This is a genomic window from Microbacterium sp. PI-1 (assembly GCF_004337555.1).
GTDB classification, from domain to species: Bacteria; Actinomycetota; Actinomycetes; order Actinomycetales; family Microbacteriaceae; genus Microbacterium; species Microbacterium aurugineum.
On record NZ_SJYZ01000006.1, the window covers coordinates 95701 to 120984 of the forward strand.

Consider the following 25284-nt stretch of genomic DNA (forward strand, 5'->3'; position numbering starts at 1 on the left):
GCAGATCGGTGTACGCCGCTCGCGAACGACGGAGGAATGCTGTGGATCGAACGCGGTCTGGAAAGCCTGGACTCGGAGTCTGGGCGCTGATCGTCGCGCTCGTCGCCCTCGTCGTACTGACGTTCCTGCCGTCGCCCTATGTGATCCAAAGGCCCGGTCCGGTCTACGACACGCTCGGCACCGCGACCGACAAGGACGGCGACGAGGTTCCGCTGATCAAGGTCGACGGCGCCGAGACGTTCGAGACGGCCGGCACGCTCGATCTGACCACCGTGCAGGTCGTGGGGAACCGTGAGCGAACCCCGAGCTGGTTCGAGCTGGCCCTGGCCTGGATGGACTCCTCGCGCGCCGTCGTGCCGCTGGACTCCGTCTTCCCTGAAGGCGTGACGACCGAGCAGCGCGACGAGCGCAACGCCACGCTGATGATCGACTCACAGCACGAGGCCACCGCAGCCGCGTTGAACGAGCTCGGGTACGACACCGGCGCGCAGGTCGTGGTGGTCGACGCCGTCCCCGACTCGCCGGCACAGGGCGTGCTCGAGGCCGACGACGTGATCACCGCGATCGACGGCGCACCAGTGGCCTCGGCGACGCAGCTGCGAGAGGCGATCCAGGTGGCGGCGGGCGACCCCGTGACGCTCACCGTGCTGCGTGATGACGAGGAGCAGACGGTCGAGGTGACACCGGTGGAGCACGTGGAGGGCGGGGTCACGACCTGGCTCATCGGCGTCACGCTCCGCACGGACTACGACTTCGAGATCGATGTCACCATCCAGTTGGACAACGTCGGCGGGCCCAGTGCAGGGATGATGTTCGCGCTGGGGATCATCGACACCCTCACCGAGGGGGAGCTCAACGGTGGGGAGAATATCGCCGGTACCGGGACCATCGATGCCGCGGGCACCGTCGGTCCGATCGGCGGGATCCGGCAGAAGCTGTACGGTGCGCGCGACGCCGGCGCGGAGTTCTTCCTCGCGCCCGCGGCGAACTGCGACGAGGTCGTCGGGCACGTCCCGGACGGACTCCAGGTGATCCGCACCGCGACGCTCGACGAGTCGCTCGCCGCGCTCGAGGTGATCGCCGACGACGGCGACGTCGCCGCGCTGCCGACGTGCGAGACCGCCGGCAGCTGATCCCCGACCGGGCACCGTGACCTCGCCGTGACCGGGATGACAGCCTGCGCACAGTGAGCGATGCCTAGGATGGAGGGGTGACCTCGACCTCAGCTCCGACTCCGGCCACGCCTCGAACGTCCCGACGTATTCTCGGCATCTCTCTGGTGATCATCGCCGCCCTGATCGCGGTGTTCTTCGTGTTCGCCTCCCTCTACACCGAATTCCTCTGGTTCGACCAGCTGGGCTTCACCGGTGTCCTCACCACGCAGTGGATCGCCACGGCGGTGATGTTCGTGGTGGGCTTCCTCGGAATGGCGGTGCCGCTGTTCGTCGCCATCCAGCTCGCGTACCGGCTGCGCCCGGTGTACGTGCGGCTCAGCTCTCAGCTGGACCGCTACCAGGAGGTCATCGAGCCGCTGCGTCGACTCGCGATGTGGGGCATGCCGATCTTCTTCGGGCTCTTCGCCGGATTCGCCGCCGCGGGGCAGTGGAAGACGGTGTGGCTCTGGGCCAACGGTGTCGCCACGTCCAGTGTCGACCCGCAGTTCGGCATCGACACCGGGTTCTACATGTTCGCGATGCCGTTCTACTCGATCCTGCTCGCGTTCGTGTCGGCGGTCCTGCTCCTCGCGCTGCTGGTCACCGCGCTCGTCTCCTACCTGTACGGATCGGTTCGTGTGGGCCAGGGAGAGCTGCGCATCTCCAAGCCTGCGCGTATCCAGCTCGCGGTCATCGCGGGTCTCTACCTGCTCGTGCAGGCGGCGAGCCTGTGGCTCGACCAGTACAAGACCCTCGTCGAGCCCGACGACCGCATCACGGGTGCGGCGTACACGGGTGTCAACGCGACGATCCCGGGCCTCGCGATCCTCGCCATCATCGCCGCCGTCGTGGCGATCCTGTTCTTCGTCACCGCGGTCATCGGCCGCTGGCGCTTCCCGCTCGCGGCCACGGCGCTCCTGATCGTCGCCGCGCTCGTCGTCGGGGTCGGCTACCCCTGGGTGGTCACCACCTTCCAGGTGAAGCCGAACCAGAACGCCTACCAGGCGGAGTACTACCAGCGGAACATCGACGGCACGAAGGAGGCCTACGGCGTCGCAGACCTCGAGACCACGCCGTTCGCCGCCAAGACGGACGCCGAGGCCGGTCAGCTGCGCGCCGATGCCGAGACCACGGCGTCGACCCGCATCATGGACCCCAAGGTCATCCCGCCCACGGTGCGTCAGCTCGAGCAGTACCGCGGCTACTACCAGTTCCAGACGACCATGGACGTCGACCGCTACGAGATCGACGGCCAGATGCAGGACACCGTGGTGTCCGTGCGTGACCTCGACATGTCCGGTCTCGGCGACGGCGACAACTGGAACAACCGTGTGGCGGTCTACACGCACGGCTACGGTCTCGTGGCCGCCGCGGGCAACCAGCGGACCTCGGACGGCGAGCCGGTGTTCCTCGAGCGCGGCATCCCGTCCTCCGGGTTCCTGACGGACCGGGAGAACTTCGAGCCTCGCGTCTACTTCGGCGAGAAGTCGCCCGAGTACTCGATCGTCGGAGCGCCCGAAGGCGCCGAGCCGGCCGAGATCGACTACCCGCGGGGCAAGGACGGCTCCAGCGAGACCAAGACGACGTTCTCCGGGGACGGCGGACCCAAGATCGGCGACACGTTCACGAAGCTGCTGTACGCGCTGAAGTTCCAGTCCGAGCAGATCCTGTTCTCGAACCTCGTGAACGAGGAGTCGCAGATCCTCTACGACCGCGATCCGACGACCCGTGTGCAGAAGGTCGCGCCCTACCTCGAGCTCGACAGCGATCCGTACCCGAGTGTGGTGGACGGTCGTATCGTCTGGATCGTCGACGGCTACACCACGAGCCAGACCTACCCGTACTCGACGAGCGTGAGCCTGTCGGACGCGATCGCCGACTCCAACGTCACGTCGCCGACGCTGGCCATCGACGACATCAACTACATCCGCAACTCGGTCAAGGCCACGGTCGACGCCTACGACGGCTCCGTGACGCTGTACGCCTGGGACGATGAGGACCCGGTCCTCAAGACCTGGCAGAAGATCTACCCGTCGACGTTGAAGCCGATCAGCGACATGTCGGGTGAGTTGATGAGCCATGTGCGCTACCCGACGGACCTGTTCAAGGTGCAGCGCGACATCCTCGGCGTCTACCACGTCGACAAGGCCGGCTCCTTCGCACAGCAGGACAACCGCTGGCAGACGCCGAACGACCCGCGCAGCGAGTCGATGCTGCAGCCGCCGTACTACCTGACGATGCAGATGCCCGGCCAGGATTCCCCGCGGTTCTCGATGTTCTCGACGTTCATCCCGAACTCGCAGGGCTCGGGCGGCAGCCGCGACGTGCTCATGGGCTACCTCGCGGTGGACTCGGACGCCGGTTCGGAGAAGGGCGTGAAGGCAGAGGGCTACGGCCAGCTGCGGATGCTCGAGATCGACACGGACACGACGGTGCCGGGCCCCGGCCAGGTGCAGAACACCTACAACTCCGACACGTCCGTCGTGCCTCAGCTCAACCTGCTGCAACAGGGAGAGTCGGAGGTCATCTACGGCAACCTGCTGACGTTGCCGGTCGGTGGCGGTCTGCTCTATGTGCAGCCGGTGTATGTGCAGTCCTCCGAGGGCACGCAGCTGCCGCGTCTGCAGAAGGTGCTGGTCGCGTTCGGTGATCGCGTCGCTTTCGAGAACACGCTGACCGAGGCTCTGGACACGCTCTTCGGCGGGGATTCCGGTGCCGCCGGTGGTGACGACACGGTCGAGCCGAGTGACCCGGACACGGAGACCCCGGACGCCGGCGAGACGCCGACCGAGCCCACGCAGCCGACGGATGCGCAGGCCGACGCCTTGGCTGCCGCGCAGCAGGCACTGGTCGACCGTGAGACGGCGCTGCAGTCGGGTGACCTCACGAAGTTCGCGGAGGCCGATGAGCGCCTCACCGCGGCCGTCGAGAAGCTCCTGGAGCTGGACGCCGCCGCCGAGAAGTGAGTCGTCCCGCACCCCAGTGAAATGGGCGCCCCCGTGAGGGGGCGCCCATTTCTGTTCCACCGGCGCGGCTCCGATTCGCGAGTGGTCGTGCGGCAGGACATGCTGGTGGCATGCGAAGCGTGATCGTCTGGGGTGAGCGTCACCAGGTCGCTCTCTATCTCGCGGCGATCGCCGCGGGTGGCGTGCTGGGACTGCTGGTGCCCTCTGCAGCGCGTCCGCTCGAACTCGCGATCACCCCGGTGCTCGGTGTGCTCCTCTTCGCCACCTTCCTCGGAGTGCCCTTCCCGGCGATCGGCCGGGCGTTGCGCGACGGGCGGTTCCTCGCCGTCCTCCTCGCGGTGAACTTCGTGATCGTGCCCGTGGTGGTGTTCGGGCTCTCGCGTTTCGTGGCGCAGGACGCGGCGTTGCTGGCCGGCGTCCTCCTGGTGCTGCTCACCCCCTGCGTCGACTATGTGATCGTGTTCACCGGGCTCGGGGGAGGGGCGAAGGAACGGCTGCTCGCGGCAGCACCGATCCTGATGCTCGGACAGATTCTGCTGCTCCCGCTCTTTCTGTGGTGGTTCGTCGGCGTGGATCTGGTCCGAACCGTCGAGCTCACCCCGTTCATCGAGGCCTTCGTCTGGGTGATCCTCCTGCCCCTCGCGGCCGCGGGGGCGGTGCAGTACGCGGCGTCTCGGTCGCGGTGGGGGCGGAGCGTCGAGGCGGTGGCGGCCGATGCGATGGTGCCGCTGATGATGCTGACGCTCGCCGTCGTCGTCGCCTCCCAAGTGCACGGCGTGAGTGCGCGCCTGGCGGACCTCTGGGTCGCCGTGCCGATCTTCCTCGGGTTCGCCGCCCTGATGCTCCCTCTCGGCGCAGTCGCCGGTCGTGTCTCGAAGCTCGGCGTCCCCGCTCGACGTGCGATCGTCTTCTCCGGCGCGACACGCAACTCGCTCGTCGTCCTTCCGCTGGCGCTCGCTCTTCCGGCATCCTTCGCTCTCGCACCGTTGGTGGTGGTGACGCAGACGATCGTCGAGCTGATCGTGATGGTGGCGTTCGTCCGGCTCGTTCCACGACTCATCCGAACCGGGGTGATCTCGTGATCCGGCCGGCTTCGCGCCCGCGGGCGACGTCCACGCGCACGTGCTCTTGCAGGAAAGGCGAAAGGCCCTCTGATCTGGATTTCTCTAGATCAGAGGGCCTTTCATTTGTTGCGGGGACAGGATTTGAACCTGCGACCTCCGGGTTATGAGCCCGGCGAGCTACCGAACTGCTCCACCCCGCGGCACAAGAAGTAACTTATCACGGAATGCGGACCTCGGCGAATCGAGGCGCCCGGGGATGACGCCCCGGGCGTGTCGATGCGGGAGGATGGATGTGTGTCCGAGACAGCAGCCGTCCCCGTCGCCGTGTGTCAGTTCGCGCCGACCGCTTCCCGTTCGGAGAACCGCGAGAAGATCGCGGAGTTGACGGCGGAGGCAGCGGCTCGCGGGGCCAGGCTGATCGTCTTCCCCGAGTACTCGAGCTACTTCGTCGACCCGATGGACGAGAGCCTCGCGGCGAACGCGGAAGACCTCGACGGGGACTTCGTCACGACGCTCACCGCGCTCGCCGCCGATCATGCGGTCGTGATCGTCGCAGGGCTGGTGGAGCGCGCGTCGGACGACCGCCGCGTGCGGAACACGCTCGTCGCGGTGCGGGGTGACGGCATCCTCACGGTCTATCGCAAGCAGCACCTCTACGACGCGTTCGGACAGACCGAGTCCGACTGGATCGAGGCCGGCGAGGTGGGGGAGGCATCGACGTTCGAGCTCGCCGGTCTGCGGTTCGGGCTCATGACCTGTTACGACCTGCGTTTCCCGGAGGTCGCCAGGTCGCTGGTCGACGCGGGGACCGATGCGCTGGTCGTGCCTGCGGAGTGGGTGCGAGGTCCGCTCAAGGAGCACCACTGGACCACGCTGCTCGCCGCGCGTGCGATCGAGAACACCGTGTACGTGGTCGCGGCGGACCACCCCACGCCGATCGGCGTCGGGCATTCGCAGATCATCGATCCGCAGGGCGTCGTCCTCGCCGGGGTCGGTACCGCGCCCGGAATCGCGGTGGCGGTCGTGGAACGCTCTGCGATCGACCGGGTGCGCGCCGTGAACCCCTCGCTCCGTGTGCGGCGGTACGCCGTCGTGCCGCGCTGAGGGAACGATCCGGTCCCTCGAACGCTCAGGCGGTGAAATCGGCCAGGCGGGACGCCGCCTCCTCCAGGACATCCACTCGCTTGCACGCGGCGAAGCGCACCAGTCCCGCGTACTCCTGTCGATGCGGTTCCGACACGAACGCGGTCAACGGGATGGCGACGACCCCGACACGTTCCGGCAGTGCTCGGCAGAACGCCGCGGCGTCCCTGCCGCCCAGCGCGGTCGCATCGGCCACCGTGAAGTAACCGCCCTGTGGGGTGTGCACCGTGAACCCGGCCGCGCGCAGTCCGTCGCCGAGGATCCCGTGCTTGTGGGCGAGCGCGGATGAGGCATCGGCGAAGGTGGAGTCGGAGAGTCGGAGCCCCGTGGCGACGGCGGGCTGGAAGGGGGATCCGTTCACGTACGTGAGGTACTGCTTCACCGTGAGCACCGCCGTGATGAGAGCGGCGGGTCCGTGCACCCAGCCGATCTTCCATCCGGTGACCGAGAAGGTCTTGCCGGCCGAAGAGATCGTCAGGGTGCGCTCGGCGGCGCCGGGCAGCGTCGCGATCGGCGTGTGGGGTGCCTCGAAGGAGAGGTGCTCGTACACCTCGTCAGTCACGATGACGGCGTCGTGCCGCGCAGCGAGCCGCACCACCGCGGTGAGGACGTCGTGTCCGAAGACCGCACCCGTCGGATTGTGCGGGTCGTTGACGAGGATGATCCGCGTGCGATCGTTCACGGTGGCCGCGAGCTGGTCCAGATCGGGCTGGAAGTCGGGCGCGCGGAGCGGAACCGTGCGCAGGCGCGCTCCCGCCAGAGCGACCGCTGCGGCGTAGGAGTCGTAGTAGGGCTCGAAGACGACCACCTCGTCGTCGGGACCGTCGATCAGTGCGAGCAGCGTAGCCGTGAGCGCCTCGGTCGCCCCTGCCGTCACGATCACCTCGGTACCGGGGTCGACATCGAGCCCGTAGAACCGGCGTTGATGCTCGCTGATCGCCTGGAGCAGGTCGCGTACGCCGCGACCCGGCGGGTACTGGTTCGCCCCGTGGGCGATCGCGGCCCGAGCGGCTTCGAGCACCTCCGGAGGGCCGTCCTCGTCGGGGAATCCCTGTCCGAGATTGATCGCCCCGGTTCGGGCCGCGGCAGCGGACATCTCTGCGAAGATGGTGGGCGCGACGGTTCCGTCTGCGGCGAGCAGACCGGCGCCCGCCGCCGTGCGACGCCATGCGCCGGGGATGACACTCATGAAGAACAGGCTAAGGCCATAGCTGAAACTCATCTTCGACATAAGGAACGCACAGACACAGGCGTCATTCTGAAGTGGTCGTTGAAGGAGCACACACCATGAACGAAGACAACACACAGGACCACTCGGTACCCGCGTCGAACGACGCCGTGCCGTCCACCGAGGCAGCAGAGGTCGCCGCTCAGCCGGCGACGGAGGCCGCCGCTGACACCACCGCGCCGTCCGCCGTTTCGCCGGGTCCCTCCGCGCCGGCTCCCGTCGCCCCCGTCCAGGGACACGTCGTACCGCCGACCTTCACCTCGCAGGTGCCGGCGGTGCCCGTGGTCGAGCCCGTGCCGCACGTCTTCGCCGCCCCCGCGAACTCCGCGACGGCAACGGCCCCGGGTGCCGCGTTCGGTATCCCCACCGCCGCGTCCTACACGCAGCCCACGCAGCCCCTCGGTGCGGACACGCTTCCCGGCGAGGCGAAGGCCAAAGACCAGAAGTCCCGAGGCGGCGCGAAGATCGCGGCATTCATCGTCGCGGCCGCGCTCGTCGGCGGTGTCGCCGGGTTCGGTGGCGGCGCCTTGCTGAACGGTCTTCAGAACCCGCCGTCCTCCGGCACGGCCTCGGGGCCGCAGACCGTCACGGTCAACAACCCCGGGTCGGTCAACGAGACCACCGCCGTCGCGACGTCGGCCCTCCCCTCCGTGGTCACCATCGAGGTCGCGGGCTCCCAGGAGGCCGGAAGTGGCTCCGGTGTCATCATCAGCGATGACGGCTACGTGCTCACGAACACCCACGTGGTGACGCTGGGCGGAGCCGTCGCCGATCCCGCGATCCGGGTGACCGCCTCGGATGGGAAGCTCTACGAAGCCACGGTCGTGGGCACCGACCCGATCTACGACCTCGCCGTGATCAAGCTGAAGGACGCCAAGGGGCTCACGCCCATGAAGTTCGCCGATTCGTCGAAGCTCAACGTCGGCGACACCACGGTCGCGCTCGGCGCCCCGCTCGGCCTGGCGAACTCGGTCACCACCGGCATCGTCAGCGCACTGAACCGGAGCATCCAGATCGCGTCGTCGGCACTGCCGGACTCGTCCTCCGAGGATGCTCCTGAGCAGCAGTCGCCCGATCAGGGCCAGGGGCCCTTCCAGTTCGACATCCCCGGAAACTCCGGTCAGCAGACGTCCGACTCCATCTCGATCGCCGTGATCCAGACCGACGCCGCCATCAACCACGGCAACTCCGGTGGTGCGCTCGTCAACAGCAAGGGCGAGTTGATCGGCATCAACGTGGCGATCGCGAGTTCGGGCAACTCCGAGGACTCCGGTTCCATCGGCATCGGCTTCGCCATCCCGTCGAACATCGCGAAGCGGGTCTCCGACGAGATCATCGCCGATGGCGCCGCGACGCACGGCCTCCTCGGCGCCTCCGTCCAGGACGCCTCGAACGTCGAGGGCGCGACCGTCGCCGGCGCGTACATCGCCGAGGCGAGCGACGGCGGCGCTGCGGCGGCAGCCGGCATCGAGAAGGGTGACATCGTCACCTCGTTCAACGGGGTTCCGATCACCAGCGCGACCGACCTCACGGCGCAGGTCCGCGCGGCGGCGGCCGGCAGCGATGCCCAGGTCACCTACGTCCGTGGCGGCAAGTCCTACGACATCGAGGTGACGCTCGGCGAACTCGCCGGCTGAGTCCCCGGTCTCACAGAGAAGGGCGCCACCCCGCGATAGGCTCGCGAGGTGGCGTCCTTCTCTTTCGGCTCCGGCAACGCGGCCAAGCTGCTCCGGATCCCGTTGTACGCCGTCGGGCGCCTCGGCACCTTCCTCGTCCCGCGAGGGCGACGCTGGGTGTTCGGCTGCGGCGCAGGCATCGGCGACGGAGCCCTCGCCCTGTACCACTACGCTTCTTCGCTCGGCCACGAGACCCTGTGGCTCACCGGGTCCGCGCGCGAGGAGCGGGAGGCGACCGCTCTCGGCATCCGCTTCGTCCGGAAGAACGGTCTGCGCGGCTGGTGGGCGACAGCCGGAGCGGGTGTCCTCGTCGTGACGCACGGCCTCGGCGACGTCAACCGCTACGCCGTCGGCGGCGCTTTCGTCGTCCAGCTCTGGCACGGGATCCCGCTGAAAAGGATCGGACTGGATTCGCCGGCCACGACGCAGGTGCCGAAGGTTCCCGGAGCACCCCTTCTACGCCGGGTGATCGCCCTCCTGTACCGTGCGACCGCCCAGCGGATCCGCGTGCTGCCGGCGGCTTCGACCCGTGCCAGGGGGCGATTGGAATCGGCATTCGGTCTCGGGGACGATCGGGTGGTCATAACCGGTGAGCCCCGCGTCGATGTGCTCTCCGCCGGCTCGGGCGAGGAACGTCGGGGCGCGGCCTCCGCGCTTCTCCACCGCGTCGTCGGGGAGATCCCGGAGGGGGCGCGGACGATCCTCTATGCGCCGACCTGGCGTGACGGAGCGCCCGATCCGGCGGTACCGTCCGCTACGGAGTGGGTCTTGATCCTCCGCCTCCTCGAAGAGCAGAACGCGGTGCTGCTCGTGAGGTCGCACCCTCTGGGAGCGGGGGGCTATGCGCCACCGCTGCCGAGCCGGAGGGTCCGCGCGCTCGGCGCGTCCGTCCTGGCCGATGCGACGCCTGCGCTCGCCGCCGTGGATGTGCTGGTCACCGACTACTCCTCGCTCGCGTACGACGTCGGACTGCTGAGGATGCCGGTGCTCTTCCTGGCCCCGGACGCGGCGGAGTATGCGCGCACTCGAGGCTTCTACGGTCGGTTCGAGGAGGTCGCCGGCTCCGCGACGGCCGCGGACTGGCCGTCGCTTCTCACGCAGCTCGAGCACCTGCTGTCCGATGCCGACTCGTACGACGCGGCGTCGGCACGTTCCGCTACGCTCAGCGCGACGATGCATGCGCATCGGGACGGTCGCAACACGGAGCGCGTGTACCGCGTGATCCGCGCACGGGGGATCCCCGCGCCGAAGGGAGCAGTATGACAACGGCCCGCATCGATGACGTGGCAGAGACGCTGGTCATCGCAGGGACCGGTCAGTGTCCGGCCACGGCGGCGCTCGTCGGACCGCGGGCGCGGGTGGAGGCTCGCGTCAGCGGAGGAGGCAAGACCTGGAAGGCCACGTTCGCCTTGGAGGCCTCGCGGTGGGGCGGGCCTTCGCTTCCGCTTCCCTCCGGCGCGTATCAACTGCGGATCGCAGACGTCGACCTCGACGCTCTGCACATCGATCCCGTCGTCCTCCGCGGTGTACGCGTCGCCGTCACCGGGAGCGCTGTCCGCATCGCACCGCCGATCGACCCCGTGTACGAGACCGCCGAGGGACGATCGACCCTCGAGGAGCGGTACGTCGCGCAGTCCGGCGGCACCGAGAACGCGGTCTTCTTCGAGAGCTTCTACGGCCGCAGCGTGGGCTGCAATCCGCGGGCGATCGACCGGGAGCTCGCAGCGAGGGCGCCCGGTGTGCGGCGCTACTGGAGCGTCGTCGACCTCTCCGTCGAGGTGCCGGACGGGGCGATCGCGGTCGTCGAAGGAAGCCCGCAGTGGTGGCACGCGCGGGGCGCTGCCCGGCTCCTCGTCGTGAACGACTGGCTGCGCCGTCGTTTCGCGCGCAAACCCGGACAGAAGGTCGTGCAGACCTGGCACGGGACGCCGTTGAAGCGCCTCGCGCTGCACCGTCCCGGTTTCGATCCGCGTCGGATGGCCGCCGTCGTGAAGGAATCGCGTCGATGGGACGTGCTGCTGGCTCAGAACACGTACTCCGAACGCATACTCCGCAAGGCATATGCGTTCTTCGGACGACCGATCTGGGTGGAGGGGTATCCCCGGAACGACGCGCTGATCACGGGGGATCCCGCCGCGATCCGCAAGGATCTGGGCATCGAGCCCGAGGAGCGGGTGCTTCTCTATGCCCCGACCTGGCGTGACGATCGCGCGGAGATGGTCGATTTCGTGGATGCGGAGCGTCTCGCCCGGGAGGTGAATGCCGTGGTGCTCGTGCGTGGGCACTCGCGGACGCTGGAACAAGGACGAGACCGTGCCGGAGCGCGCGTGATCGACGTGACGGGCTACCCGGAGACCGCGCGTCTGCTGCTCGCTGCGGACGCGCTGATCACCGACTACTCCTCGGTGATGTTCGACTTCAGCGTCACGGGCAAGCCGATGTACTTCCTGGTACCGGATCTCGACCACTATCGCGGTCAGCTGCGAGGTTTCTACTTCGACCTCGCGGAGCGGGCCCCGGGTCCGCTGGTGCGTACGCAGGAGGAGCTGGCCGCGGCGCTCGAAGACCCGGAGCACGAAGCCGCGTTCGCCGAGCGCTATACGGCGTGGCGACGACAGTTCAACTCCCGCGACGACGGCCGTGCTGCCGAGCGGGTGGTCGATCGCATCCTCGACCTCGGTTTCGTCACACCCTGATCCGGCCGCTCACCCGTCTCAGGGGAGTGGCGTGTTCCGGGTGCCCAAGCGCGAAGCATCCACGGTGTCCCGAGCGCCTCGGAGCACGCCGCCGAGGAACCCGATGCCCCACGAGAGGTGCATCGTGGGCAGGACGAGCAGAGTCCACAGCCGTTGGCGAGGACCGCCGCCGCCGGGCGCGAGAGCGACGCCCATCACCAGCAACACGTACAGGGCGAGTGGCCCGTAGACGAGGATCGAGGCGACCCAGGAGACCGCGCCGGTGATGACTCCTGCCAGCTGGAGCGCCCCCAGGACGAGGGCGAGCGCGGCCACGAGCACGAGCGCGGGGGGAGCGAAATAGCGGAGGCCGTTGCGTCGCCCGAAGCGTCGCACCAGCTCACCCCGCCAGGCGCCCGTCGCGCGGAACTGCCGCGCCAGCCGCGTCCAGCTCTCCCGGGGCCAGTAGGTGACGGACAGGTCGGGATCGAACCAGACGCGGTGGCCGGCCTGTCGGATGCGGAGGTTGAGCTCCCAGTCCTCGCCGCGCCGGATCGTCTCGTCGAAGAGACCCACCTCATCGAGAACCTGACGGCGCATGACGCCGAGGTAGGCCGACTCGGCCTCGCCCTCCTGCGAGCTTCCGTGGTAGGCGCCTCCGCCGAGTCCGACGGGGGAGTTGTAGAGGCGTGCGACGGATTTCTGGAACGGCGTACGCCCTTCGGCGTGCATGACACCGCCGACGTTGGCCGACGCCGTGCGTTCCAGCGTGGCCAGCGCTCGGGCGGCGTAGCCGGGGGAGAGTTCGGAGTGCGCGTCGACGCGGACGATCGTCGCGTAGCGGCTGGCGCGGATGGCGGCGTTCAGCCCCACGGGGATGTGCGCAGCCGGGTTGCCGACGAGCCGGATGCGCTCGTCCGTCTCTGCGAGCCGCTGGGCCAGCTCCGTCGTCCCATCGGTGGAGGGACCGAGAGCCAGCACGAGCTCCGTGGGCACATCGACGTCTTGAGCGAGCACGGACTCGACCGCGTGCTCCAGGTAGGCGTGTTCGTTGAGCACCGGCATCACGAAGGACACCCCGGGCAGGGGAGCGGCTGACTCGTCGGCTGGCACATGACGATCATGTCACGGCGGCTTCCGGCTTTGCCTGAGGGGAAGCCGTCATGCGCGTCGCATCCCGGATCGTCCACAGGCCGAGGCACCCCGCGTGGACGAACTACTCTGGAGGGATGGGTGCACTGTCTGACGCGAAGAAGGCGTACCGTCTGCTGAAGCGGGCGCTCGCATCCCGGACCGCCGTCCAGCGGGTGCGTCGTCGCCTCGCTGAAACCGAGCCGTATCCGGCGGGGCACTTCAAAGTGGCGGTGTACTTCGCCGACGGTGCGGTCAACATGTACCAGATGCGGCAGTGGTATCGTCCGCTCGCGGAGCTCGCCCGCCGCTGGCCGGTCGTCGTGCTCTCGCGGCAGGCGACGGGCACCGAGAAGCTCCTGGACGAGGCCTCGCCTCCGGTCGCGTTCGTGCCGAAGGTCCGCGATCTCGAGCGCTTCATCGCGACGCAGGACATCCGCATCGTGCTGTACGTCAACCAGAACACCCGCAACTTCCAGATGTTCCGTTACGGGCGGCGGTGGCACGTGTTCATCAACCACGGCGAGTCCGACAAGATGTACATGACCACGAACCAGTACAAGGCGTACGACTATGCGTTCGTGGCCGGTCAGGCCGCGCGGGACCGCCTCTCGCGGACGCTCTGGGACTACGACGTTGATCGCCGCACGATCGAGATCGGGCGCCCTCAGGCCGATCACTACTCCGGCACGCTGCCCTTCGTCCCCGATGACCGTACGGTCGTGCTGTACGCCCCCACGTGGGAGGGCGACCGGCCCAGCGCGCACTACGGATCGATCGCATCGCACGGCGAAACCCTCGTGGCCCGCCTGCTCGCCACCGGACAGCACCGGGTGATCTATCGTCCGCATCCCCGCAGTGGCGTCGTCGATGAGGCCTACGGCGCCGCGCATCGACGGATCATCGCGGCTATCGCTGCAGCGAACGCCGCGGACCCGCGCGCCCAGCACGTCTACGACGACGGCCCCGAGCTCGGATGGCAGCTCACCGCCGCGGACGTCGCGATCGTCGACATCTCCGCCATGGTCTACGACCGGCTCGCTGCGGGGAAGCCGCTGATGATCACGCGCCCCACGGATGATCAGGCCTCTGTCGACACGCAGGGCTATCTGTCCGACTGCGAGTGGCTGACCGCCGAGTCGGCGGCGGACGTCGTCGCCGAGATCGAGCGCGTGCGGGTCGATGAGGCGGCGATCGCCCGACTGCGGATGTGGGTGCAGCACTACTTCGGTGACACCACACAGGGGGTGGCGACCGCGAAGTTCCATGCCGCCGTGGACGGGCTCATGCAGGAGTGGGAACGATGGCAGGCCCACGAGGTCGGGGCGGTCCGCGAAGACGAGGATGACGACGACGAAGAAGCCGACGAGGAGGACGCATGAGCATCGGCTTCCCGCGCTCCACCGCGATCGTGCCGCGCCTGGAACTGGTGGCGCGAACGGGGTCGACCAACGCGGACCTTCGCGGGCATGCGCACGACGCGGACGGCTGGCCGCACCTGTCGATCCTGGCGACCCACGACCAGACCGCGGGTCGGGGGCGGCTCGATCGGACCTGGGTGGCGCCGGATGGTTCAGCCCTTGCGGTTTCCGTGCTGTTGCGCGCTCTTCCGGCGGAACCGGCGTCGCGGGGCTGGATACCGCTGCTCGCGGGACTGGCGATGGCGGAGGCCGTGGCCGCGCAGCTCCCGGACGAGGCGGTCGCGGTGAAGTGGCCGAACGACGTGCTCGTCGACGGCCGCAAGATCTGCGGAATCCTCGCTGAGGCGGCGTCGGACGCCATCATCGTCGGCGCCGGAGTGAACACGGCGATGACGGTGGAGCAGCTTCCCGTCCCGACGGCGACATCGTTCGCGGCGCAGGGCGTCGACGTCGACGAGGATCGGCTGCTCGCCACCTACGTGACGGCGCTCGACACCCGGCTCACGGACCTCGTCGCCGCCGCCGGAGACGCCGTCGCGAGCGGCGCCCACGGTGCCGTCACCGAACGATGCGCGACTGTCGGGCAGGCGATCCGGGTATCGATGCCGGGCGATCGCACACAGGAGGGCACGGCCATCGGCCTCGATGCGGAAGGGCGGCTGCTGGTCATCTCCGAGGGCGTGGAGCACGCGATATCCGCGGGTGACGTCGTGCACGTGCGTCCTGCGGGAAACTGACACGCCGAGACACACACGGGCTTGTCGGGGATCACAGGCACAATGGTGGGGTGACCCAGCCTGTGACGCTCGGCGGACGGCCTCTGATGCCGCCGCCCGGCACGCCTTCGGAGGAGTTGCTGATCGCACGCTTCCGGGGCCATGCCCGTCGACTGTTCTGGTCTGCACTCGTCCTCATCACGACATTCGGCGCGACGGCCTACTTCTACGGCAACCTCCCGGCGGGGTATGAGGACTGGATGCTGCTCTCCGCGGCGGGCGCGCTCGTGCTTCTCGCCGTAGTGCTGCCGTTCATCGTCTGGTACTCGCGGAGCACGACGGTCACGACGCGACGTGTCATCGCCCACCACGGCGTCGGTGCCCGTCGACGCCGGGAGATGTCCCACGCGCGCGGCTACACGATCGCCGTCCGACGCGGGCCGCTGCAGCGCTTGTGGGGTGCGGGCACGATCACCCTGTCGAACGGCGTCGACGCGCCGATGCGTCTCGCGAACGTACCGAACGTGACGCTGGTCCATGAGACTCTCGCCGACCAGATCGAGGTCGGGCAGATCCTGGCGCATCGCGACGCGCAGGCGGGCGGAGACGAGTTCGACACGGCGTGACCACGATCCGTCCTGCCGGTGATCGACGATCGCGCAGGGGAGACGTGTCCGATCCTCCTGCGCACGTGCGGGAGAATGGGGTCGGACGAAGGGAGACGGCACATGGCTTTGCGTGTTGGCGTGATCGGTGGAGGGCAGCTGGCCCGGATGATGATCGCTCCGGCGGTCGAACTCGGGCTGGAGATCCGGGTGCTCGCCGAAGACGAAGGGATGTCCGCCGGACTCGCCGCGACGGCGGTCGGCGACTATCGCGATATCGATGTGGTGCGTGCGTTCGCCGCAGGAGTCGACGTCGTCACGTTCGACCACGAGCACGTGCCGCAGTCCGTGCTGCGTGCCCTCGTCGCCGATGGTGTGGTCGTGCACCCGGGCCCCGACGCTCTCCAGTTCGCGCAGGACAAGCTGGTCATGCGCGCCCGCCTCGCCGAGCTCGGCGTCCCTCAGCCGGACTGGGCCGCGGTGCGCGACGTCGCTGAGCTGCAGGCTTTCCTCGATGCCCACGCGGGCTCCGGTGTCGTGAAGACGCCTCGGGGCGGCTACGACGGCAAGGGTGTGCGCGTCGTCCGCGCGGCGGAAGAGGCGCAGGACTGGCTCGATGCGCTGGCCGAAGACGATGCACTCCTCGTGGAGGAGCTCGTCCCCTTCGTCCGCGAGCTCGCCCAGCAGGTGGCGCGTCGCCCCAGCGGCGAGACTGTCGCGTACCCCGTGGTGGAGACGGTGCAGCGCGACGGCGTATGCGCAGAGGTCATCGCCCCGGCGCCCGCAGCAGCCGAGCGCCTCGTGCAGGTCGCTGAGGAGATCGGACGCACGATCGCGGAGGGACTCGGTGTGACGGGCATGCTCGCCGTGGAGCTGTTCGAGACCGACGATGAGCGGATCCTCGTCAACGAGCTGGCCATGCGACCGCACAACAGCGGTCACTGGAGCCAGGACGGCGCCGTCACCGGACAGTTCGAGCAGCATCTGCGCGCGGTCGTCGATCTGCCGTTGGGGAGCACGGCTCCTCGTGCAGCCTGGTCGGTGATGGTGAACATCCTCGGCGGTCCGGCGGAGGGCACGCTCGAGGAGCGCTTCCCCGCGGCGATGGTCGAGCACCCGCAGGCGAAGATCCACACGTACGGCAAGGCGCCACGGCCCGGTCGCAAGGTCGGTCACGTGAACGTCGCGGATGACGATCTCGACGATGCCGTCTACATCGCGCGTGCGGCCGCCGCACATTTCGTCTGAATCCTGTACGCCGGCGCACCTCTCACGGTCGGACATGCGGGACAAGACGCGCGCCGTTCGGGGTTTCTCACAGCGGTAGACCGTAGCCTGATCTGGTGACTGAGCCACTGCACTCCTCCGCCGCCCCTCTGGTCGGCGTCGTGATGGGATCCGATTCCGACTGGCGCGTGATGAGCGATGCGTCTCAGGCGCTCACCGACTTCGGCATCCCGCATGAGGTCGAGGTCGTCTCGGCCCACCGCACACCGGACAAGCTCATGTCGTATGCGCGGGAGGCACGCTCCCGCGGTATCCGCGTGATCATCGCCGGCGCCGGGGGAGCGGCCCACCTTCCGGGCATGCTCGCCTCGATGACGCCGCTTCCCGTGGTCGGCGTTCCCGTGCCGCTCGCCTACCTCGACGGCATGGACTCCCTGCTCTCGATCGTGCAGATGCCCGCCGGCATCCCCGTCGCGACCGTGTCCATCGGCGGCGCCCGCAACGCGGGGCTCCTGGCGGCCCGCATCCTGGGGACGGCGGACACGGATCTCGCCGACCGGGTGGACGCGTACGCCCGCGATCTCGAGGCACAGGTCGAGGAGAAGAACGAACGGTTGAAGGGGTCGCTGTGACCCTTGCGCCTCCGCGCGCAACACAGCGCCCGCTCATCGAGACACGCCCTCTGCGGCACCCCGATGTGGCTGACTCGGGGATGATGGCCAAGCGCGGGTGGTGGCTCGTCGCCCTCAATCTCCTGGTCCCCGGATCTGCGCAGGTGCTCGCGGGCAACCGCAGGCTCGGCCGCTTCGGGCTCGGCGCGACTCTGCTGGCGTGGCTCCTCGCGGTGGTGGCGCTCGGCCTCGCCCTCTTCGCCCGCCCGGCCCTGCTGTGGCTCACGATCGGAGGCGGGCTGTTCTCCGCCGCGATCCTCACCGTCATCCAGGTGCTCCTCGTCGGCTACATCGTGCTCTGGGTCGTGTTGACCTTCGATGCCCTGCGGCTGGTGCGACTCGTGAAGGTCCCCGGACCCTCTCGCCTCGCCATCCCGGTCGTCGCGCTGGTGCTGCTGGGGCTCGTGAGCGGTGGCGTCGGGTATGCCGCGACCGCGGTGGGGTCGGTGCGCAGCACGATCGGGGCGATCTTCGGGCAGAGCGGACCGAGCGTCGAGCCGAGCGACGGTTACTACAACATCCTGCTCCTGGGCGCGGACAGCGGCGACGGGCGTGACTCGATGCGCTTCGACAGCATCTCGGTCGTCTCGGTGAACGCCGATACCGGGGCCGTGACGATCACCGGCATCCCGCGTGAACTCCCGAGCGCGCCGTTCAGCGAGGGGAGCCCGATGCAGGAGCTCTACCCGAACGGCTTCGAAGGGCACGGCTCTTCCACCTGCGGGTGGAACGGATGGATGAACCACATCCGCAACGCCGCGGAGGTCTGTCGAGAAGACGGCGGCACCGGGCTCTATCCTGACGCGAAGGCCAACGGCTCCGAGCCGGGTATCGAGGCGACGAAGGACGCGGCGGAGGGTGTTCTCGGAATCGAGATCCCCTACTACGTCTTCGTCGACATGCACGGGTTCGCCGAGCTCGTCGATGCGCTCGGTGGAGTGCAGATCAACGTCACCGAGCGTCTGCCCAAGGGCGGACCGCCGGAGGGCTGGACCGGCACCGATGTGAACGAGTGGGCGATCGGCTGGATCGAGCCGGGGGAGCAGCGGATGGACGGTGACACCGCCCAGTGGTACGCCCGTTCGCGCTACACGACGAGTGACTGGGATCGGATGAAGCGTCAGCGGGAGCTGCAGGAGGCGATCCTCGCGCAGTTCACCCCGCAGACGGTGCTCACAAGGTTCAACGAGGTGGCGGCGGCGGGGACGGCTCTGATCAGCACGGATCTCCCGTCGGACAAGCTGCCGGAGTTCTTCGATCTGATGCTCAAGGCGAAGGAACAGCCTGTCACGACGATCGAGCTCACCCCTGATTCCGGAGTGGATGAGCACCAGCCGGACTACGCGTACATCCACGATCTGATCCGGCAGACGATGCACCCCCCGACGGAGACGCCGACCCCCGCTCCCTGACGCGGTGCCTTCCAGTCATCGGGTGCACTCCGTCACGGCGGGAACGGGCGAGCCGGGCACCAGGTGCACGACGAAGCCCACGGTCACCACCTCCGAGGAGGGGGAGCCGTGGGCTGGCGGTGCGCCCGCCGGACGCACCAGACGACGGTGATCGGAGGGGGAGGGATCACCGTCGTCCAGTCGACCACCGCGCGAGGCGGCAGCCGGACCTAGGCGCGCTTGCGGCGAGATGCTCCGACGGCGACCAGGGCGCCACCGGCGACCAGCGCTGCGGCGCCACCGCCGAGGACCCACGGCGAGACGCTGCCGCCGGTGAGGGCGAGTTCGAACCCGCCGGCAGACGCCGCGTTGTCTCCGCCCGTGAGCGGCAGCTCGGTACCCGCGGGGGCCACACCAGGATCGTGGTCGCAGGACGTGGCCGCGTCGTGGCCGTGCGACACCGTGATGGTGGCGGTGTACGAACGCGATCCGTTGAAGGAGACAGCGTACGAGCCCTCACCATCGGCCGGGGGTCGGAACGTGTAGGTCAGTCCGCCGTCTGCGCCAGCGGTGCTGCCCGAGCCCGCGGCCCGAGCGGCCTCGAGTCCGGAGATGGAGACGCTCACGTTCTCGGAAGGCAGGAAGTATCCTGCTCCGAAAACGATGGTCGAGACCTCGCAGGTGTCGATGATCGGGTCGCTGACCTTGACTCCCGGAGGCGTCGGGTAGTCGTTGGACGACGCGGTCGGAGCGAGCGTCGGCGCCGCCGTCGCTACGGCCGGCGCAGCGAGTACGAGCGCGCCAGCGGTGAGGCTGATGGCAGCCAGTTTCTTCAGCATGATTTCTCCCCAGAATTTCACGCGGAATCGCCTCCGGATACACCCCTGCATCCGACTGCGTGAAGCCTCCCTGCCCCCACGGCAGGTTTGCAGACTCCAGATATTCCCCAGTGAGTCGACAGTACCCTATCGAGCGGGGAATGTCACGATGCGCAGGTCAGTGGCTTGCGTGTCGCATCGGGCTCGTCGACCAGCGGTGTGTGCAGGATCTGCGTGAGCCGCTCTCCGGCGCCGGTTCCCTGGTACTCCACGGTGATCGTCGTCGACTCGCCCGGCGCGAGCGAGACCTCGTGCTGCACCACGGAGCGGCCATCGAGCATGGCTGTCTGCACGCCCTCTTCTTCGCCGTCCCGGTCGATGTGGGAGGGCGTCGCGCCGGCAGGGCCGTAGACCGCGATGAGTGTGCGCACCGTGCCGGCCGGGACCCCGTAGTAGCCGTCCCCGGTGACGTAGGCGGGGAGGGACGTCGCGGCGTCCGCGGGCGCGGCGTTGGTCCACGTCACTTGCACCTGAGTCGTCGGCGCGCCGTTGCAGGTGCCCACGGAAGTCGAGAAGGCGCCGCGGGCGTAGTAGTCCATCTTCCCGCCGGTGCTGTCGTTGATCAGCACGCCCACGTAGGTGGCGTCCGCATCGTCCTCGGGGATCGTCCCTCCCAGCGCGGACGAGGCGAGGAACTCCTCTTCGTCCGCGTGCGCACTCCAGATGCGGATCCGGCCCTCCTCGGCGGATTCGGCCAGGGCTCCGATCAGCGCCTTCGGGTCCCCACCGGACAAGGCTGCGCTGAAGAGCGCACCGGCCGCTTGGGCGAAGATCTCATCCTGTACGGCGGGGTCGGGGACGGCCGCGTAGATCTCCGAGAGCAGGATGCCGGTGATGTTCTCGGCGGTCGCGGTGAACGGCCCGAACGTGAGGTCTCCCGTCACGGCCATCAGGTTCTCCGCGACGATGGCGTCGACGGCGATGACGCCATCGACCGTTCCGCCGAATCGTCCCGTCCACCGCGCGGCGATGGTCTCTCCGGCCTCGGTGAAGTCCGGGATGCTGGTGATGTTCTGCAGGAAGCGGCCCGGCCGATCCTCGAACAGGGCGACCGTCGAATCGCTAAGCGGCAGGGGGGTGTCGAGGGCGGGGAAGTCCCGTGTCGAAGCCTGCTTCTGGAGGGTGATCTTCCCGTTCTCCGCGTGGAGCAGAGCGACTGAGCCGATGATCCCGCCCGACGAGCGCAGCTCTGCGTTGTTCTGCATCGCCAGCACGTAGTTGCGGGGGCCTTCCCCTCCGAGCATCGTCGGCAGGAGGACGGCGGCGCCGTGGAGCGCACCGACCGCCGTGGCAGCCTCGGTGACGGCGGACCGCATCTGATCGATGGCCTCTGCGAGCGGTGGGAGGGTGGCGTCGGCGTCGATGCGTCTGGCCTGCAGCTCCGCAGCTCCGAGCGCGGTGCTGGCCGTGCGGAGCGGCTTCTCGATCTCGGCGAACGGGGCGAGGTCGATGGTGCCGCCCACGAACCCGAGGCTTGCGAGATCGAGGCCGTCCGCCACCTCCAGCAGAGGGGCGAGAGCATCCGTTGAGACGCTGTCGGCGATGTCGGCGATCTCGCTCACGGCACGGAAGTTCGGACCGAGCCAGGGGACGAGGCCGAACGCCTGCCACACCGGGTCCGAGGTCAGGTCGGCGGCCGAGGCTGCGCTGCGTGCGACACTCCGGGCGACCGGCTCCGCGCCGTCGAGGTCTCCCGCCGCGATCGTCTTCTTCAGCTGCGTCGCCCCGTCTGCGACGTCCTGGAGGTCGTTCACCGCCCCGATCCCCCGAACGGTGACCCACCCGATCGCGATGAGGAGAAACGCGAGGAACGCGCCGATGGTCCACCCGATCCATCGGCGTCTGACGGGAAGCCGGCCATCGCTCACCCGAGCATTCAAGCATGAACGGTGGTGCCGGTGGTGGCCGGAAACTGTGGGAACGCTGATATTCATGCGCCACGGGTGGTGCGCTCCACGGGGGCGTCGCGGCCCGAGGATAGCCTGAGCGCATGGGAGCTCGGCTGCGTTTCGTTCTGGATCAACTCGGCCAGATCGTCGACCCCGATCTCGCCTCTGCGGCCGTGGATCTGGCCGACGGCGTGATCGCGACAGCACCCTCCGGTTGCACGGTGGACCTCATCGTTCCGGCGGGCTCCGACGCGACGATCCGAGGCGTGGGAGAGGTGCGTACCCTCGGTCTGGCGCGTCGTGAGCTGGCGGCCTCCTGGCAGCTCGGCATCGCTCCCGGGGTCGGGGGCGGCATGATCCATTCGCCGAGCCTGTTCGCTCCTCTCGTGAAGCACGATCGCGTCCACGACGATGACCAGACGACGGTCACCCTGTGGGACCTGCGCGCGTGGGATGCACCGGAGCTGCTGTCGAAGAACCAGGTCTCCTGGCAGCGAGGGATGCTTCGCCGGGCGGTCAAACATGCCGATGCCGTCGTGGTGCCCTCGCACGCGGTCGCTGCGCGGCTCTCCGAACTCGCACGTCTGGGTGATCGTGTGCGCGTGATCGCGGGGGCGCCGCCTCGGGGGTTCGTCGTCCCGGATGACGCCGGTCGTCGCCGGAATGCGCTGTCGCTGCCGGACGAGTACGTGGTGCTCACCGGCTCGGAGTCGTCCTTGCGGGACGGTTTCCGCGGGGCCGTGGCGGCGGGGATCGAGGCTGTCGTGCTCGATGCTCCGGACGGGGCGGAGCCTCGCTACGTCGAGATCGCATCCGCAGCAGGCCTCCCGGAGCGTCGCGCCCATGTGCGGGGTGCGCTGGCAGTCGAAGATCGTGCGGCCGTGCTCGCCGGTGCGTCGGTCTTCGCTGCGACTGGCGACTTCGCGGGCTGGCCGTGGCGGGCCGTCGAGGCGATGGCCCTCGGAGTCCCTGTCGTGGCTATCGACACCGGCTCCCATCGTGACGTCGTCGCGGACGGCGGCACGCTCGTGGCGGCGGACGAGATCGCAGGTGCGATCGAGCAGGCGGCGGGGCCGGCGGCCGAGCGGCTCCGGATTCTCGCGTCCGACCGATCGAGGGCGTTCTCCTGGGCCAGCTCGGGGGAGCGCCTCTGGGGTCTGCACGCCGACCTGTGATCCGCTGAGAGTCAACTGCACATCAGGGCGACACGCCGAAAACTTGTGTCGTGAACGGCGCAACAGTGGCATCATCGCGCAACTTCCGTCACACTGGTCACATGTCTCGACGTGCCCCACGCTCGCGAAACACCCTGAGGACCCACCCGCTCCTCACCTGTTTCCTCGCTGTCTCCGCCCTGGTGATCGGAACGGTGGTCCCCGCCGCCGCTGCCCAAGCCTCCGTCTCTGCGCCCACGGTCAGCGTCTCGAGCGCCGTCGCCGATCCGGCGACGACGGGAATCGCGAAGAGCACGCTCGTCGGCTTCACGCCGGGAAACATCATCAGCGACGCCGTGTTCACGAACAAGAGCACGATGACCGAGGCGCAGATCCAGACCTTCTTCAACAGCAAGGTCTCACGATGCCTCGGCGGTCGGGATGAGAACAACGAGCCGATCGTCTGCCTCAAGGACTTCCGGATGAACACCGTCACGCGTCCTGCGGACGCGTACTGCTCCGGCTACTCCGGCGCCGCGAACGAGTCCGCGGCCCGCATCATCTATCGCGTCTCCCAGGCCTGCAACATCAACCCACAGGTGTTGATCGTCATGCTGCAGAAGGAGCAGGGGCTGATCACCCACGTCTGGCCGAGCGCGTGGCGCTACCGGATCGCGCTGGGGCAGGGATGTCCCGATACAGCCCCGTGCGACCCGAACTACATCGGCTTCTTCCATCAGATCTACGGCGCGGCGCGTCAGATGCAGATCTACATGGAGGGCAAGTGGTTCCAGTGGTACGCCCCGGGCAAGACCTGGAACATCCTCTACAACCCGAAGGCGTCTTGCGGGTCGGCCCCGGTCTACGTCGCGAACAAGGCGACCTCGGCGCTCTACTACTACACGCCGTACCAGCCCAATGCCGCCGCGATGCGCGCGGGCTACGGGGAGGGCGACGGATGCTCGGCGTACGGCAACCGCAACTTCTACAACTACTTCACCGACTGGTTCGGCTCCACGCAGTCGAATGCTCTCGGAGAGGGGGCTCAGGCGATCAGCGCTGCGTGGGCGGCGGCTGGCGGGAAGTCCGGATCGTGGGGCAATCGCCTCGACGCGCCCGCGTGCTCGGGATCGGTACCGTGCGGTCATGTCTTCGAGAAGGCGATCGCATACTGGCAACCCGGGAAAGGGGTGATTCTGGCGACGGGATCCATTGCACTGTGGGTGCGCTCGCAGGGGGTCGCCACGACCGGATACCCCGATTCAGCTCCCGTTTCGGTCACCGAGAACGGCGGTGGTGTCGCCCAGTCGTTCACGAAGGTGCTTGTGAACGCGGGTCCGAGCGGGATCTTCGCTGTCAGCGGCCTCACCCGCACAGCCCATGGCGAGCTCGGCGGAGTGCGTCAGGCCACTGGATGGCCGACTTCTGCGAAGACGTGCTCGAAGAACACCGACTACTGCGTTCAGAGCTTTCAGAAAGCCGTCATCTCCGAAGTCGGGGGTCACGCCTACGCGGTTGCGGAACCGACGGTGCTTTCCAAGTACATCGCGGAAGGGGGGCCCAAGGGGCGTCTGGGGATCCCGACGAGTGACCTCGTTTCCTCCAGTGCGAGCGGGGGCGGACAGGAACAGGCCTTTGTCGGAGGCGCGATCGGCAAGACATCTGCAGGCGTGTTCTCCATGACCGGAGAGATCCGCGTCGCTCATAGCAGAGCCGGCGGTGTGAGCGGCCAACTCGGTTGGGTCACGAGCGACAGCGTCTGCAATCTCCCGAAGGGAGCCTGCGTGCAGACATACCAAAAGGGTTCGGTCGTTCAGACCGGTGCCACTGCGTTCTTCGTCGCGGGTCCGGTTGCGACGTTCTATCAGTCCAATGGTGGTCCGGCGGGTGCGTTGGGTTATCCGGTGAGTGACACGATTCCGGTTTCGGCGAACGGTGGCGGTGTTGCGCAGGCTTTCACGAATGGTCTGGTGAATGCGGGGCCGGCTGGTGCGTTCTTGATGACGGGCGCGATCCGGGATGCGCATGGCAAGGCCGGTGGCGTGGGAGGTCCGTTGGGATGGCCGACGGCGGCGCAGGCATGTGGTTTGCCGAATGGTGGCTGCTCGCAGTCGTTCCAGAACGGGACGATCTATGTCGTCGGTGGTGTGGCTCGGGTCGTGTCGAAGGGTCCGGTTGCGACGTTCTATCAGTCCAATGGTGGTCCGGCGGGTGCGTTGGGTTATCCGGTGAGTGACACGATTCCGGTTTCGGCGAACGGTGGCGGTGTTGCGCAGGCTTTCACGAATGGTCTGG

At 68.4% G+C, this 25284-nt stretch carries 18 protein-coding genes, 1 tRNA gene and 1 pseudogene; 15 read left to right on the top strand and 5 right to left on the bottom strand.

Going from position 1 to position 25284, the window contains the following annotated elements:
- Positions 1–41: 41 nt before the first annotated feature.
- From E0W80_RS07485 to E0W80_RS07495, 3 genes are all read left to right on the top strand, one after another.
- Entirely contained in the window at positions 42–1133 is a 1092-nt protein-coding gene (locus tag E0W80_RS07485; RefSeq protein WP_131491926.1) for a PDZ domain-containing protein, read from the top strand.
- Between the two features lie 77 nt (positions 1134–1210).
- A complete protein-coding gene (locus E0W80_RS07490) occupies positions 1211–4120 on the top strand; it encodes a UPF0182 family protein (protein WP_131491927.1) in 2910 nt (969 codons plus the stop codon).
- A gap of 110 nt (positions 4121–4230) precedes the next feature.
- Complete coding sequence (locus tag E0W80_RS07495; RefSeq protein WP_131491928.1) at positions 4231–5202, top strand: bile acid:sodium symporter; 972 nt, start codon at positions 4231–4233, stop codon at positions 5200–5202.
- A gap of 108 nt (positions 5203–5310) precedes the next feature.
- On the opposite strand, the gene E0W80_RS07500 is transcribed toward E0W80_RS07495, so the two are convergent.
- Positions 5311–5384: transfer RNA gene (locus E0W80_RS07500), tRNA-Met, on the bottom strand.
- A gap of 94 nt (positions 5385–5478) precedes the next feature.
- Between E0W80_RS07500 and E0W80_RS07505 the strand changes: the two genes are divergently transcribed.
- Positions 5479–6288: a carbon-nitrogen hydrolase family protein gene (locus tag E0W80_RS07505; protein WP_240740474.1), complete on the top strand. Its 810-nt coding sequence runs from the start codon at positions 5479–5481 to the stop codon at positions 6286–6288.
- A gap of 25 nt (positions 6289–6313) precedes the next feature.
- Here the strand turns inward: E0W80_RS07505 and E0W80_RS07510 are convergent, their stop codons facing one another.
- Positions 6314–7516: an aminotransferase class I/II-fold pyridoxal phosphate-dependent enzyme gene (locus E0W80_RS07510; protein WP_131491929.1), complete on the bottom strand. Its 1203-nt coding sequence runs from the start codon at positions 7514–7516 to the stop codon at positions 6314–6316.
- A gap of 98 nt (positions 7517–7614) precedes the next feature.
- Between E0W80_RS07510 and E0W80_RS07515 the strand changes: the two genes are divergently transcribed.
- The 3 genes from E0W80_RS07515 to E0W80_RS07525 are packed head-to-tail and all read left to right on the top strand — an operon-like array spanning position 7615 to position 11927.
- Positions 7615–9192 (top strand): trypsin-like peptidase domain-containing protein, encoded by a 1578-nt coding sequence (locus E0W80_RS07515; RefSeq protein WP_131491930.1) that lies wholly within the window; start codon positions 7615–7617, stop codon positions 9190–9192.
- Positions 9193–9240: 48 nt separating this feature from the next.
- A complete protein-coding gene (locus tag E0W80_RS07520) occupies positions 9241–10494 on the top strand; it encodes a CDP-glycerol glycerophosphotransferase family protein (RefSeq protein WP_131491931.1) in 1254 nt (417 codons plus the stop codon).
- Positions 10491–11927 (top strand): CDP-glycerol glycerophosphotransferase family protein, encoded by a 1437-nt coding sequence (locus tag E0W80_RS07525; protein ID WP_131491932.1) that lies wholly within the window; start codon positions 10491–10493, stop codon positions 11925–11927. The genes E0W80_RS07520 and E0W80_RS07525 overlap by 4 nt, the downstream gene beginning before the upstream one ends.
- A gap of 18 nt (positions 11928–11945) precedes the next feature.
- On the opposite strand, the gene E0W80_RS07530 is transcribed toward E0W80_RS07525, so the two are convergent.
- Complete coding sequence (locus E0W80_RS07530; RefSeq protein ID WP_276320535.1) at positions 11946–13019, bottom strand: glycosyltransferase family 2 protein; 1074 nt, start codon at positions 13017–13019, stop codon at positions 11946–11948.
- Between the two features lie 116 nt (positions 13020–13135).
- Here E0W80_RS07530 and E0W80_RS07535 point away from each other — a divergent pair, with 116 nt between their 5' ends.
- The 6 genes from E0W80_RS07535 (at position 13136) to E0W80_RS07560 (ending at position 19089) form a co-directional block, all read left to right on the top strand.
- The gene (locus E0W80_RS07535) at positions 13136–14419 is read left to right on the top strand and encodes a CDP-glycerol glycerophosphotransferase family protein (protein ID WP_131491933.1); all 1284 of its coding nucleotides are present in this window, start codon (positions 13136–13138) and stop codon (positions 14417–14419) included.
- Positions 14416–15195, top strand: a complete 780-nt coding sequence (locus tag E0W80_RS07540) for a biotin--[acetyl-CoA-carboxylase] ligase (protein WP_131491934.1) — start codon at positions 14416–14418, stop codon at positions 15193–15195. Before E0W80_RS07535 ends, E0W80_RS07540 begins: the two co-directional genes overlap by 4 nt.
- Positions 15196–15281: 86 nt before the next feature.
- Positions 15282–15800, top strand: coding sequence for a PH domain-containing protein (locus tag E0W80_RS07545; RefSeq protein ID WP_194239367.1), 519 nt, complete (start codon positions 15282–15284; stop codon positions 15798–15800).
- Positions 15801–15902: 102 nt separating this feature from the next.
- On the top strand, positions 15903–17027 hold the full coding sequence (locus tag E0W80_RS07550; RefSeq protein ID WP_131491936.1) for a 5-(carboxyamino)imidazole ribonucleotide synthase: 1125 nt from the start codon (positions 15903–15905) through the stop codon (positions 17025–17027).
- Positions 17028–17170: 143 nt separating this feature from the next.
- Positions 17171–17638, top strand: coding sequence for a 5-(carboxyamino)imidazole ribonucleotide mutase (gene purE, locus E0W80_RS07555; RefSeq protein ID WP_131491993.1), 468 nt, complete (start codon positions 17171–17173; stop codon positions 17636–17638).
- On the top strand, positions 17635–19089 hold the full coding sequence (locus E0W80_RS07560) for an LCP family protein (RefSeq protein ID WP_131491937.1): 1455 nt from the start codon (positions 17635–17637) through the stop codon (positions 19087–19089). The genes purE and E0W80_RS07560 overlap by 4 nt, the downstream gene beginning before the upstream one ends.
- A gap of 209 nt (positions 19090–19298) precedes the next feature.
- Here E0W80_RS07560 and E0W80_RS07565 read toward each other — a convergent pair whose 3' ends face one another.
- Both E0W80_RS07565 and E0W80_RS07570 read right to left on the bottom strand, forming a co-directional pair.
- Positions 19299–19907 (bottom strand): hypothetical protein, encoded by a 609-nt coding sequence (locus tag E0W80_RS07565; RefSeq protein WP_131491938.1) that lies wholly within the window; start codon positions 19905–19907, stop codon positions 19299–19301.
- 143 nt (positions 19908–20050) lie between these two features.
- Positions 20051–21814 carry a DUF4012 domain-containing protein gene (locus tag E0W80_RS07570; protein ID WP_131491939.1) on the bottom strand — a complete coding sequence of 588 codons (1764 nt, stop codon included), beginning with the start codon at positions 21812–21814 and terminating at the stop codon, positions 20051–20053.
- A 122-nt stretch (positions 21815–21936) separates the two neighbouring features.
- Between E0W80_RS07570 and E0W80_RS07575 the strand changes: the two genes are divergently transcribed.
- Both E0W80_RS07575 and E0W80_RS07580 read left to right on the top strand, forming a co-directional pair.
- Positions 21937–23010 (top strand): glycosyltransferase, encoded by a 1074-nt coding sequence (locus E0W80_RS07575; protein WP_131491940.1) that lies wholly within the window; start codon positions 21937–21939, stop codon positions 23008–23010.
- Positions 23011–23204: 194 nt separating this feature from the next.
- Positions 23205–25284, top strand: a pseudogene (locus E0W80_RS07580) (hypothetical protein); the annotation flags it as partial.